The 12,699-nt window shown below is 44.9% G+C and carries 10 protein-coding genes and 1 tRNA gene; 7 read left to right on the forward strand and 4 right to left on the reverse strand.

Annotated elements, in window-relative coordinates; translation table 11 throughout:
* Nucleotides 1–52 precede the first annotated feature (52 nt).
* Nucleotides 53–125: transfer RNA gene (locus tag JGK11_RS06500), tRNA-Ile, on the reverse strand.
* Between the two features lie 1,153 nt (nucleotides 126–1,278).
* Between JGK11_RS06500 and JGK11_RS06505 the strand changes: the two genes are divergently transcribed.
* The 4 genes from JGK11_RS06505 to JGK11_RS06520 all read left to right on the forward strand — a co-directional run bounded on the left by JGK11_RS06505 (nucleotide 1,279) and on the right by JGK11_RS06520 (nucleotide 5,355).
* Nucleotides 1,279–1,923, forward strand: coding sequence for a hypothetical protein (locus tag JGK11_RS06505; RefSeq protein WP_293190294.1), 645 nt, complete (start codon nucleotides 1,279–1,281; stop codon nucleotides 1,921–1,923).
* Nucleotides 1,924–2,128: 205 nt separating this feature from the next.
* The gene (locus JGK11_RS06510; RefSeq protein WP_293182433.1) at nucleotides 2,129–2,746 is read left to right on the forward strand and encodes an IS607 family transposase; all 618 of its coding nucleotides are present in this window, start codon (nucleotides 2,129–2,131) and stop codon (nucleotides 2,744–2,746) included.
* Nucleotides 2,685–3,827, forward strand: coding sequence for a transposase (locus tag JGK11_RS06515; RefSeq protein ID WP_293211066.1), 1,143 nt, complete (start codon nucleotides 2,685–2,687; stop codon nucleotides 3,825–3,827). The genes JGK11_RS06510 and JGK11_RS06515 overlap by 62 nt, the downstream gene beginning before the upstream one ends.
* A 97-nt stretch (nucleotides 3,828–3,924) precedes the next feature.
* Nucleotides 3,925–5,355, forward strand: a complete 1,431-nt coding sequence (locus JGK11_RS06520) for a hemolysin family protein (RefSeq protein ID WP_293182467.1) — start codon at nucleotides 3,925–3,927, stop codon at nucleotides 5,353–5,355.
* Between the two features lie 444 nt (nucleotides 5,356–5,799).
* Here the strand turns inward: JGK11_RS06520 and JGK11_RS06525 are convergent, their stop codons facing one another.
* The 3 genes from JGK11_RS06525 to JGK11_RS06535 all read right to left on the reverse strand — a co-directional run bounded on the left by JGK11_RS06525 (nucleotide 5,800) and on the right by JGK11_RS06535 (nucleotide 10,077).
* A complete protein-coding gene (locus JGK11_RS06525; RefSeq protein ID WP_293211025.1) occupies nucleotides 5,800–6,852 on the reverse strand; it encodes a hypothetical protein in 1,053 nt (350 codons plus the stop codon).
* A 910-nt stretch (nucleotides 6,853–7,762) separates the two neighbouring features.
* The gene (gene queC / locus JGK11_RS06530; RefSeq protein ID WP_293206355.1) at nucleotides 7,763–8,437 is read right to left on the reverse strand and encodes a 7-cyano-7-deazaguanine synthase QueC; all 675 of its coding nucleotides are present in this window, start codon (nucleotides 8,435–8,437) and stop codon (nucleotides 7,763–7,765) included.
* A 257-nt stretch (nucleotides 8,438–8,694) separates the two neighbouring features.
* A complete protein-coding gene (locus JGK11_RS06535) occupies nucleotides 8,695–10,077 on the reverse strand; it encodes a cytosine deaminase (protein WP_293211027.1) in 1,383 nt (460 codons plus the stop codon).
* A 503-nt stretch (nucleotides 10,078–10,580) separates the two neighbouring features.
* Between JGK11_RS06535 and JGK11_RS06540 the strand changes: the two genes are divergently transcribed.
* From JGK11_RS06540 to JGK11_RS06550, 3 genes are all read left to right on the forward strand, one after another.
* A complete protein-coding gene (locus JGK11_RS06540; protein ID WP_293190253.1) occupies nucleotides 10,581–10,931 on the forward strand; it encodes a hypothetical protein in 351 nt (116 codons plus the stop codon).
* 107 nt (nucleotides 10,932–11,038) lie between these two features.
* Complete coding sequence (locus tag JGK11_RS06545) at nucleotides 11,039–11,359, forward strand: hypothetical protein (protein ID WP_293211030.1); 321 nt, start codon at nucleotides 11,039–11,041, stop codon at nucleotides 11,357–11,359.
* A 35-nt stretch (nucleotides 11,360–11,394) separates the two neighbouring features.
* Nucleotides 11,395–12,477 carry an adenylate/guanylate cyclase domain-containing protein gene (locus JGK11_RS06550; protein ID WP_293156167.1) on the forward strand — a complete coding sequence of 361 codons (1,083 nt, stop codon included), beginning with the start codon at nucleotides 11,395–11,397 and terminating at the stop codon, nucleotides 12,475–12,477.
* The last annotated feature ends 222 nt before the right edge of the window (nucleotides 12,478–12,699 follow it).

Consider the following 12,699-nt stretch of genomic DNA (forward strand, 5'->3'; position numbering starts at 1 on the left):
TCCAATCAGTAGTATAGACAAGAGCGCCCAAGCGCAACTACGTACCTTAAAATCGGCAGTGCAGGAGTTGAACCTGCCTGGGGCGAATTATGAGTTCGCTGCCTAAACCGCTCGGCCAACTGCCGTTAGATCGACTTATGTCGATCCAACTCAAAAGTAGTATAACATAATTTCCCAGTCCGTGCTAGAACTAGAGAACAAAAATCAAAATCTTTTAGATCTGCCGAACCCGCGATCGCCTGCATCACCTCTGTGCTGGAGTCGATCGACCGGAATTAGCAGTTTCTACGACTTGGAATCAACTTATAGGCAATGGCAGTCAACAACCCACCGTTAAATCGGAGTACCGACTATAACGGGGGCTTGAAACATAGCCCTAGTTGACCAGACTCAGGCAGTAATGCCTGCGTTAGTGGCAAGGCGTTTAACTAATACGAGTTGGAAGTCCCGCACTCTATCCGTTTACAGGATGAGTGACGGGATGAAAACGAGCACCAAACAAATTGAGCGATAGCGAATCCATGATAGGCTCGAACTAAGCGGGGATGATAAGAGTAGCCGTGGTGGGCGAACTTTCCGTTGTATAAAGGCTAGACACCACCTATCAGTTTCTGACTGGTAGCCCCAATATCCAGCTAAGCCGTAAAAGAGCTGATGGATGGGTGAAAAAATCAACAATTCTACTCCTTGGGACACAGGGAGTCTGCCGGAAAAGATAAGTAATTATCTTGCTAGTGAGTACCACATAAAGGTGAGTAAAACCTACGGAGGGAGGATAAGACCAGCTTAGAGAGGGCTGCGAATAAGGCTCTCCCGTTGAAAGAGGAAGCCCGCACTCTATTTGTTTACAAAATGAGTGTCGGGTATGTCACGTTCTTACCTACGGATGCGTAGCTAGTCCGTAGCTCTAAAACTCTTAGGTTAAACAGTCATTTGGGAGACAGTGCCAAGCGAGAAAGTACCGACCACTAACTTTGTCGAAGCTAACATTACCGGAGCAATCCGAGAGGGAGCAATCCCCAAATTAAACGCCCCACTGAGGCGGGTAAGCGAAAGAACAATATCAGCAGCCTCTATCCTGTAATGTCAGCAGGTATGCCAGGGAGAATAACCACTTTTGAGGCGCAACGGTTTCCTTTTATGGAGATACATAATGCAGTATAGACCCTGGCCTCCCTTTCCTCTCACCGCCAAGCCGAGTATAGTTATGGCGGGAGTCTCTAGGGAGGAAGAAAGGTGAATTCGACGGTAGTGCTGACTCTTATTCTGCTAACTCTAATGTTTGGAGCAGGTGTGACGAGTTCTGTTTGGGGATTTACTATAGGTCGCGAAGCGTTGAAAGGAACGACTCAACCTGATGTTCGCCCCAGCAACAATGCTGGCAGCGGTAAGCAGGGAGCTGCGGCTAGCAAAGACCAAGTGAGCATTTTGAAAGAAAAAGACATTCTTAAAACCGTCAAAGCGCGGGTAGAAGGTCGCGATCCTGACAAAAAAACAGCCGCGACAAATACTAAAGCAGACAAGGCAAGCTCTAAACCTGCCACAGCCAAAAAACCGGCTGCGGCAAATACCAGTGCCAAGTTTCCCCTGAACAGTCGCGACGGGGGAGTAACTCTGGAAGTGAGCGCAGCCAGCCAGCGCAGCAACTCGATGCTGCTAGACGTGAGCATGAAAAACGAAGGTTCCCAAGCTGTGAGGTTTCTCTACAGTTTCTTGAACGTCACTGACAATCAAGGGCGGGCTCTTTCGGCGACTGCTGAGGATTTGCCGGCGGAACTTCCACCCAACGGGCAGGTGTATTACGGTACGGTGAGTATTCCTACAGCTTTGCTGGAAAATGCTAAGGAAGTTTCGCTGACGCTGACAGATTATCCAGGCCAAAAATTACAGTTGCAAATATCTGGCATTCCAGTGGCAAAGTAATTATTGGATTTGGGATTTGGAATGGCTGATGAATTAAGTGTTTGGAGCACGGGCTTACATTTGCATTATTTTCGGACAATGGTATGAGACAAAAGGAGACCAAACCTCCAGACTGTTGACATAAAGTAAATAATTTCCTAGAAATTCCTAGTAAATCATTGTAAAAGCTGGCACTATGGATTGAAAACAAAAATACCACCTAGCGATGACAAAATATGTCACACCGCGAAAAGCTTGCAAAATCCTGCAAGTCTCAGATAAAACCCTTAGAAACTGGGAACTTGTCGGCAAAATATCAGCAATCAGAACCCCATCCAACCAGCGACGCTACGACATCGACAGCGTTCTCGGAGGCAGACACGACCGAATTACAGCCATCTACGCCAGGGTTAGCAGCTATAAACAGCGAGAAGACCTCTACAGACAAGTCAGCTACCTCCAAAGTATCTACCTGCAAGCCAAGGTCTTCAAAGACATCGGAAGCGGACTCAAATTCAAAAGAAAAGCGCTGCTTGCCCTTTTGGGACAAGTCATGTCGGGAGATATCTCAGCAGTTGTGGTCGGACATCAAGACAGACTCGCAAGGTTCGGTGGTGAGCTCATCAAATGGATCTGCGAACAAAACAATTGCCAACTCATGGTTCTCAGCAGAAACGAGTTGTCTTGTGAACGAGAAATGGTTGAAGACATCCTTGCTATCATCCACGTCTTTAGCAGCCGACTCTACGGTCTGGGAAAATACAAATCTGCTATCAAAGAAGATTCGAGTTTACCCGGAAGCCAAGCTAGCAGCAAAATGGAGGACTTGGATTGCGGCAAGTAGGTGGTGTTACAACCAAGCAATTGCTATTCTTAAGGACGAAAAAATAGGCAAGTATGATTTAAGAAAAAAGATAATGGATTCGGCTCCCGACTGGGTTTGCGAACAACCTTACAACCCGCGACAGATGGCAGTGTTTCAAGCTTTTGAAGCACACAAAGCTGCTAAAAAGGCAAAAGGAACGGCAAAATTTAGAAGCCGTTTAGACACATCTCAAACTATCCGATTTCAAACATCTAACTGGAAGTTCGGGGCTTTTTACCCGCTTGCTACTAAAGGGCTAACCTTTAAAGCGTCCGAACCAATCGTTGAGGTAATGCAACACGAGCCAACACTCAGTTTGATCGACAGGCAGTGGTTTATCTGCTATGTGATTGACGAACCAAAAATAAAGCCGATCGATAGTGATTTAGCTGTCGCACTGGATCCAGGTGTTAGGACTTTTGTTACTGGTTTTGACGGCAGTGACTTTATCGAAATAGGAAAAAACGATATTGGTCGCATCTATCGGCTAGCAAGACATCTAGACAAATTAATGTCCCGCATTGGACTAAGTAAAGGGAGGCAATTCAAGCGACTGAGGTATTGCTTGCGGAAATCGGCAGCAAAAATTAGAATCAAAATCAAGAACTTAGTTAATGAATTGCACAAAAAAGCTGCAAAATATTTTGCAGCCAAGTACAAACTAATTTTCTTGCCAACCTTTGAAACACAGCAAATGGTTAAGAAAGGTAGGCGTAGGTTGGCGACTAAAACTGCTAGAGCGATGGTCACGTTGAGCCATTATCGTTTTAAGCAAATGTTGAAGCATCAAGCCACCAAACATGGTGGTGTTGTAGTAGACGTAACAGAAGAGTACACATCGAAAACTTGCTCAAAATGTGGGCATATCCACGCTAAATTGGGTGGAGCTAAAATCTTTAAATGTCCAGAATGGGGACACACTCTGGACAGGGATAAAAATGGCGCTTTCAATATTTTGTTGAAAGCTTTGAGAGATACCTCCCTGACAGGAGAGCTTGCTGCTTTTTCTGTTTTGCCATACACGGCTATTCTGGGCTTAGTCCGGGATTTACCGGGTTAAATGTATCTGATTCTCAGGTTCGATCGAGAAAGTTGTTCTAGGGAGAATTGTGTCACTTTTAGGGGCTAGAGTTCAGGAGATAGCTGATTTACCTGCGATGAGTTGGGCAGAGGTGCTGTCGCGGTTGCTGTCAGTGCTGCTGCTGATTGCGATCAATGCTTTTTTCGTGACGGCTGAGTTTTCGATGGTGACGGTACGCCGATCGCGCATCAATCAATTAGTCGAGGCCGGCGATGTTCCGGCGATAACTGTTCAATCTTTGATACACAGTATCGAGCGATTGCTCTCAACAATGCAGTTGGGAATCACTCTTTCTAGTTTAGCTCTCGGCTGGATTGGAGAAGATACGATCGCCGTACTGATCCGAATGTCGATCGGCTATTTGCCGCTACCAATCTATATCAAATCGGCGATCGCCCATTCTGCCAGCATCTCAATAGTAACTTTTTTCCTGCTAGCTTACCTGCAAATCGTACTCGGCGAAATCCTGCCCAAATCTGTAGCCTTAGTTTATTCCGAACAGCTAGCCAGAAGTTTAGGGCCTCCGAGTTTATTGATTTCCCGCTTGTTCAATCCCTTTGTGTCGTTTCTCAATCAATCCACGCGATCGCTATTGCAGCTTGCGGGAATCGAATACGAGCGCACGCACCAGCCAGTTACGCCCCAAGAACTGCAATTAATTATAGCGACTTCCAGCGAATCAAGCGGCTTGGAAGCAGAAGAGCGAGAATTGCTGAATAACGTGTTTGAATTTGGCGAAGTTTGCGTAGAAGAAGTGATGGTACCCAGGCCCAGCATTGTGGCACTTCCCAAGACGGCTACGTTTCAAACTTTGCTTTCGGAAATGGCGATTTCCAACCATTCCCGCTATCCCGTCACGGGAGATTCTTTAGACGATATTATCGGGATTATTGGCTTCAAACAACTGGCGAAACCCTTAGCTGAAGGTTTGCTATCTCCCGACACGCCGATTGTAACTTGGATTAGTGCGGTGAGATTTGTGCCGGAAATGATGCTGCTGGGGGAATTACTGCCTTTGATGCAGGGTTCGTCGGAAGAAATTGCGATCGTCGTCGATGAATTTGGCGGCATTTCCGGCTTGGTGACGCTGAGGGATTTGATCGCTGAAATTATCGGCCGCACTTACGAGTCGCCCGACAGCAAAGAAATAGCTTTGCAAGTATTGGACGATCGCACTTTTTTAGCGCAAGCGCAGTTAAATGTAGATGATGTCAATCAAATATTGAATTTGGACTTGCAGGTGACAGACGAATATCAGACAATCGGAGGTTTTCTGAGTTATCAGTTGCAAAGAATGCCGGCGGTTGGGGAAGTTTGGCGCTGCGAAAATGCGGAACTTACAGTAGTTTCTGTGTGCGGGCCGCGGTTGGATCAGATTCAAATTCAGTTGTTGAGTGCGACGGCGGGCGATCGAGTTTTGGGTGAAGTTGCAGCGGCGGGCGGGGAAGTTGGGGGAAAAGGGCGATCGAATGGCGGTTTGAGAGGTGCGGCGAAGTTTTCTAGTTAATACCAATTAAAAAAATAAATGCAACAATATTGGTAGGGTGTGTCGCCAGAAAGCTTACCTTAAAAGAGATGAACAATCAGCTATGGCGACGCACCACCGACAAGATTTCAGCAAACAAACTCAACCTCAATTATTGTACAATACCGTTTACTTAAGACCGCCCTGGGGGTAAAACCCTCTGAAAAATAGATACGGAGATTGCTTCGTTCCTCTCTTCGGACTATATTAAGTAAACCGTATTGAATTATTGTAGAAACATTTTTTTGAATTGGTATTATATTTGGATTTTGATGGGGAGGACGATCGCAAATATGTCGATCGGCTTTTAGTCTGATTAAATGCAAAACGAAATTCAAAATAAACAGGACAATAACTAATGTTGGAGGAACAAGCTAAAGTCCTTTAATATCAAGCTTTGTGCTGTTCGTAAGAGTTTTTGCGGTATCAAGCATTCGGGAAAACTTCCTCTGAAAACATACGGCGCAGAATCTCATAGAAGGGTTCACAATACTGCGCTTGTTCGGGTGACAGACAAGCCCCAATCTCCTTACGAAGTAGGTGAGTCATCTGGCTGACGAGCTCCCAACTGACATTCAGTCGAGGGTAAATCATCACGCACAGGGGAAATAGTTCCGTTTCTAGCGCGTGCAAATTGCCTTCGAGCAAACAAACCCACATATAAACCTGAAACATCTCGACATCACGAACACTTGATGTACGGATACGTTCACTGTTAAGGGGCCCAGAATAACAGCGATAGCGTGGGTACAGTTGATTCACTCGATCGACTACCCGTTCAGCAATATAGCTCATCTTCGACATCAGCAGGCGAACAGATTGCACCGGAATCGCATTCGGTGGATGCTTTGCAGCAGCTTGGTATGCGCGTTGCAGTGGCATATATAAATGATCGTCTAGCATCTTGACGTAGTTACCAAAATTTTCCTGTTCTCCCTCAGGGAGCAAGTCCATCAACTGCGTTCCCGTGTAGTGATATTGCATCGCCACAAAGCCAATCACGCGGGGATCAATTGCTGTAACGTGCTGTCGGACTTGTCCGAGAACTGGGCTCACCTTGTTAACTATACGATAGGGCGACAATTGCTCGCTATATGCTTCGATCGCAAACTTATAAACTTGATGAATACCACCAGAAATATACCAAGGATCGATCAGATCCGTATCTATACCGTGTTCAATTAACGTTTCTGCCAATAGGTAGTCAGTTTTTGTCCAGGATTTTGCACTCACAGAACGCAGCGATGTCAACATTTGTTTTGCCATACTGATACGCCGTCGTTCGATAAATTTATCCTCACCCACAACCGCAGGGGTACCGCTTTTCATCTGTTGTAGATACTTTTGCGCGAAGGAAACAGATAAGTCTACCGATGGTGATAGCGGATCGAATGATATGGAGCTGAGCAAAGAAGGATGAGTAGTCATTGATTTAGTATTTATTCTGTCAAGGTTAGATGCTGATGGTTTTTCAGTCACACATTCATTTTTTGCGAGAGACAATTGTGCGAATGCCGGAGTAGATTTAATCTAGAATTTGGTAGCAAATGATGGCGATAATAGCGATCGCTATTGTTTGTTGAAGCATTCGATCTTAACTATAATCTCCTAAAACTCCAGGATTCAATCGTATAAATACTGATAAATATAATAAACTTCGCAGCCATTTCCGAGTCAATACCGTACTTGTAGGTAGACTTTCAAATTAAATAGTTGGCTGACTTTGTGCAACGCCTATATACCACGCTGGTAAGGTCAAAAAACGGCACTTGTCGCTGGAACCGAACTCCTTAGCCGAAATACCGAAGCTAGAGACTGTTATTGTTCAAAATTAGCCTAAAATTGCCTGATTTAACGATCGTGCTAGACAGTGCTGGCTGTATGTACCCAGCGGGTGCATCTGGTTTTTGAAGCCTGAAGAAGCATGACCGCATATAAGTTATTAGTTATCATCCGATATTGACGGAGGTCATGCTTCGCCCCTACAAACATATTTGCCCAAGTGACATGCACCCTACCCAGCACTGTTCGGCGGAATAAATTTAAATTGCACAAAAAGCAGGAAATCGCTATTTTGCTTGAGATTTTTTCATATTTCAAGCAAAGAAAATTGATCGAGAGCTTGATTTCAAAATCAAAACCCTTAAACTTGACGAGACTCGCGGTGTTCAAAATCAATCTATCTGCATTGCCAACCCTACAAATTGGTTAATTTCAGTGAGTTAAACAATCAATTAGTGCGGATTGAAAGGGTGCATCTGGCGCAAGGCAAATATATCCGTAGGGGCGAAGCATGACCGTAGAAAATAGGAGATTATAACTAATAACTTATATGCGGTCATGCTTCGCCCTCTTCAAAACTCAGATGCTCCCTTGCAAACCTGCAATATTAAGCGTAAGGCACCGGATCTTTTAATCCTAATTCGTCAAAAGCAGCCAGCCGCAGCCGACAAGAATCGCAAACGCCGCAGGCTTTTTCCCCGCCTGAATAACAAGACCAAGTTTGTGTCCAAGGCACTCCCAACTTGTTGCCCAATTGAATAATTTCGGTTTTTTTAAGTTCTATCAAAGGTGTGAAAATCTTAATAGCTTCTCCTTCCCTTCCCTGCTTGGTTCCCAACCGAAATACTTCCTGCATGGCTTGGATGTAATCGAGGCGGCAGTCGGGATAGCCGGAATAATCTAAAGCGTTGACACCGATGTAAATTCGCTGAGCTCCTAGGGTTTCGGCGTAGGCGAGGGCAAAGCTGAGAAAAATGGTATTTCTAGCTGGAACGTAGGTAACGGGGATGTTTTGCGACATTTCTGCCAGATTGCGATCGATCGGCAATTCTATCTGATTGTCTGTCAAAGCCGAACCGCCCCACTGCGTCAAGTCAAAGTTTACCACCTGATGCACCTTAACCTGTGCTGAAAGTGCGATCGCCCGTGCTGATTCTAACTCTCGCCGGTGTCTTTGCTTGTAGTCAAAGGATATCGCATAACATTCGCAGCCGTCGGCTTTGGCTTGATACAAAACTGTTGAGGAATCCAGCCCTCCCGACAATAAAATAACTGCTTTCACTTAAAACATCCTCGATTGCATCAGGTTTTATATTTATATCAAATCTGTTGTCACTTGACAAGATAGGACGTACGGTTGAAACCGCGCCTACAAAAACGTAGGCGTTAGCCTTCCCGAAGGGTAGTCAGCCGGACGCCGACTGAAGAAGATAAAATAATTTTAACCGCATAAGACGGCGGTTGAAACCGCGTCTACAAAAACGAAGTCCGCCTCTGCGGACTGAAGAAGATAAAATAATTTTAACCGCCGAGTCTTCTTCAACCCGCGGAGGCGGGTTTTGTTTGTATAGAAGCGGTTTCAACCGCCGAGTTTTCATGCAACAAATCGTCTAGTTCCCGGTAATCCGGCAAAGTTGTATCAATTGCTCTACCCTGCCGCAAAACTGTGCGATCGCGCTGCGATCTAGATAACAATTCGCTAAAATTCCGCGCCTTAAACAAAATCAAATCTGTGGGTAAACCAACTCCGATTCGTCCCAAATTCGGCAATCCCATTAAGTCGGCTGCTGTGGTTGTGACTGTGCGCGGCCAATTTTCCCAAGGCCGATCTAAATGGGCGATACGGGCTGCCATATTCAAGACTTCCAAAACATCGTGATCGCCAAATCCGTAAAACGGATCGCGACAATTGTCGCTAGCAACTGCGACGGGAATTCCTGCTGCTTTTAGTTCATGCAAGACAGTCACTCCGCGCCACCTCGGTGTACGCCCAGATTGTCTGTCTTGCAGGTAAAGGTTGCACATCGGCAAGCTGACAATGCCAATATTTGCTTCCTTGAGTAATGTCAAAGTTTCTGTTACTAAGTCTGGCGGTTGTACGGCTAAACTACAGCAATGCCCGCAGATTATTTGACCTGCAAATTCATGCCTAATAGCGGTTTTTGCGACTTCTCGCAGTGTCGTTGATTCTGGATCGTCAGTTTCGTCGGTGTGGAAGTCGAGGTTTAAACCGCGTTCTTGGGCTAAGCTAAATACGCGATCGAGTTGTTTGTCTAAATCGGGATTCATGTAGGCGACGCCGCCGAGAATGCCACCGATTTGGGCAATTTTGTCTGCTAATTTTTCGCCCTCGGGTGTCAGGTAATAGTCGAGGGAAACTAGGGAAACTGCTTGCAAAATTAGCCGATCGCGCCATTCGGCCTGCAAGGCTGTAAATACTGCTAAACTAACGGTTCCCTGTTCTCCTGCGCTGTCGATGTGAGTGCGGATCGCCTTGGTTCCGTGGGCGTAGCTGCACTGGAGGCCGAACTGCATCCGCCGGTAAACATCCTCTGCATTCCAGTATTTTTGGGCATCAGCGTGCACTGTGTCGATCGCGCTAGCAAACGTTCCATCGGGATTGGGCGATCGTTCCCAGATATGTCCTTTGTCTAAATGCGCGTGCATATCGACAAAACACGGGAAAATTAAGCCGCCTTGCAAGTCTACCATCGGAATATCTGCAAGTTGGGATAAAGATTCTGTACCTGTGGGGATGATTTGGGCGATCGCGCCGTTGGCAATTTCCAGATCCACCAGACAAAAATTGCGATCGGCTGTTGTGGTGATAGTAGACGCTGAATTGGCGATCGATTTCATCTCTAGAAGAGATTCGGGTACGCGACCATTTTTTAGCAAATAATTAGATGTAGCTGGCAACATGAAATTTTCTAGTTAATATTTTATTGAGTTGAGAGTTATTGAAGATGTCTATTGTAGGGGCGCGTATCTGCTAATAATTCATGAAACAATCCAGTGTGTCAATGCTCTCATCCGCCCTCTTCTCCTTAAATGAACTCTATTGGGTTATACAATAACATTATAGCAGCTTTAATAAACATGATATCTGTCAAATTTTGCTGCTGGGATAAGCCCCTCAGGGAGAGCAAAAGTAATCTAAAAATAGACACAGAGATTGCTTTCATAAAAAATCGCGTTCATGTATATAGCGTTATATCGTTGACCGTTACATCGGAATGATTTAACCACAGAGAACACAGAGGACACAGAGTCCGAGAATAGAGAGATGAATCATTCTGATGCTACCGGATTTGGTGTTACTCACTTCGGAAAAAATTAACATTTACCCAAGCATATCACTCGATCTAAAATCTTAAATGAAAAATCCCCATTCCCCAATCCCCAAATCTAAAATCAACTGAGCCGTGTTGCTTTATATTATTGGCAATGTCGTGCATATTTCTGACCCACAGAAGCAGTTGGCGGTACGGGTAGACGATGAATGCAAGGGTTCTGACGTGTTTAGTTCGGATATCTGCACTTGTTGCCGTCCTGATTTGGTACAGGGTATCGAAATTTGCATCCAAACGGCACAATCCGGTAGTTCTGGGGTAATTGTTTACTTCCGCAAGCAAGGCAGAGCTTTGGGGGAAGTAACTAAGTTTTTGGTGTACAATGCCAGAAAAAGGCTGGGAGCATCTCAGTTTTGCATTTATAAGTGCTGTCCCCGCTCGCGAGTTGTAGAATACGCGAGCTCTTGCGTGCTCGCACTATAATAAAAAAATGCTTTTTGCAAAACTGAGATGCTCCCAAAAGGCTCGAAGGTGGCGATCGCCCTGATGACTATTTTACTCGCACTCAATGTGTTGCAGGATTTCAAGATATGCGGTTTCAAGAACTAATGCCAGACGTGCTGCACTGGTTGGGTATCCCTCGCACTGACCGTTTAGTTTCCATGAGCCATCTCAAATACAATGCTATTATCAATTCTGGCATTCAAGTAGTCGATCGCCTCCCCATCCTCGAAGATTGGATTCTCGCAGGCGCACAAGTCGAAATCGTCGCCAAAAAAGCCGCCGCCTACTACACGCCAGACCCTGTGCCAGATGCTACAATTCTTGCAGAAGCGATCGGACGCGATGCCAGGAGATTCAGAAGGCAAAGACACGACTGTTCGGAAACAGTTGCGTCTTTGCCAAATTAAATTTATTACTGGTTTTTGATCAGTCAGGGTAGGTTATGGCTAATTTGCGTTCTACTGTGATCGTAAAAACAGATATTTGCGGATATACCGCCCGAGTTAAAAAATTATCTCAGTCGGACTTAAGTAGTTTGTTGAACGAGCATAAAACTTTTATTTCAGATATTAGTACCAGAAATGAAGGAAGTTTGATCAAAGGCGAAGGTGATTCATTTTGGCTGATTTTTCCCAGCGTCACAGCAGCCGCGATGGCAGCCTTAGAAATGCAGCAAGAATTGAGAACCCAACAATCTAGCAAATCGAACGACGAACGATTGGCTATTCGCGTGTCGATTACCTTGGGAGATGTCTTGCATCAAGATAAAGATATCTTTGGCGATACGGTCAATTTAACAGCGCGTATAGAATCAGTAACTCCCCAGGATGAAATATATTTGTCCCAAGCAGCATGGCTGGCGCTCAACAAAGCAGAAGTGCAAACATCTTTTGTCAATGAGTTTTCCTTGAAAGGGATGAGCGAACCTGAAAAGGTTTACAAAGTTGACCAAAGTTACAAGACGCGAATTGTGGAAAATCAAGCAATAATTAAAGCGGATTTGAGAGGTTTTATTGCTTATCAAGAATCTAATTCTATCAGAGATGTTGAATATTTGCTCACCAACTTTGATACTTTTGAAAAAAACATTTGCGAAGAATACGGTGGCACAATTCGCAGTATTGTTGGCGATTCGCATTTGTTGACTTTCCCAGAAGCTCACTCAGCCCTAGCGGCCATGGAAAGTTTGTGCGAAAATTGGAAACTTTTTATACACGGTCATAAAATACCTTGCGGTTTGTCGGTGGGAGTTGCTAAAGGAAATTTGTATATATTTCGCTCTTGCACTTACGGAAAAGATATTAACATTGCCGACAGGCTGGAAGATTTAAGCAAAATAGTATCTCCAGCTACTGAAAAAAATTCGGTAATAGTTTCAGACCAAATAAAACGCGAAGTTAGTGGCTCGAAGTGGGAATACAAGCTGATCAAAATCGATAAAAATGCGATTTTAGATAATCTGTTAGATTACAGTCAGTTTGACTTTTTTCAGGAAAATGATGTTTACCGATGTTTAGTTGTTTAACACTCGGCTGCCGTTCTACGATAGTTGGTAGTGCCCACGAAAGTCCGCTCCATTTTGCGGACTTTCGTGGGCACGTGCGATCGAATGTAATTACGGTTAATCGATCGGACACGATATAATCCTGTGTCGGGAGATAGTGAGGGAGTTGAACTTTCTGTTGATAGTTTCCCTCTCTGACTGCGTTTATCAAGTCCTAGAAACTCCGCAAAGTTCGATCGACTA

Source organism: Microcoleus sp. PH2017_34_RAT_O_A, from assembly GCF_020737885.1.
Taxonomy (GTDB): Bacteria; Cyanobacteriota; Cyanobacteriia; order Cyanobacteriales; family Microcoleaceae; genus Microcoleus.

Bases quoted from the DNA above. Each gene is read 5' to 3' on its own strand.
- JGK11_RS06505 (WP_293190294.1), top strand. From the start codon at position 1,279: ATGTTTGGAGCAGGTGTGACGAGTTCTGTTTGGGGATTTACTATAGGT.
- JGK11_RS06510 (WP_293182433.1), top strand. From the start codon at position 2,129: ATGACAAAATATGTCACACCGCGAAAAGCTTGCAAAATCCTGCAAGTC.
- JGK11_RS06520 (WP_293182467.1), top strand. From the start codon at position 3,925: ATGAGTTGGGCAGAGGTGCTGTCGCGGTTGCTGTCAGTGCTGCTGCTG.
- JGK11_RS06535 (WP_293211027.1), bottom strand. From the start codon at position 10,077: ATGTTGCCAGCTACATCTAATTATTTGCTAAAAAATGGTCGCGTACCC.
- JGK11_RS06545 (WP_293211030.1), top strand. From the start codon at position 11,039: ATGCGGTTTCAAGAACTAATGCCAGACGTGCTGCACTGGTTGGGTATC.
- JGK11_RS06550 (WP_293156167.1), top strand. From the start codon at position 11,395: ATGGCTAATTTGCGTTCTACTGTGATCGTAAAAACAGATATTTGCGGA.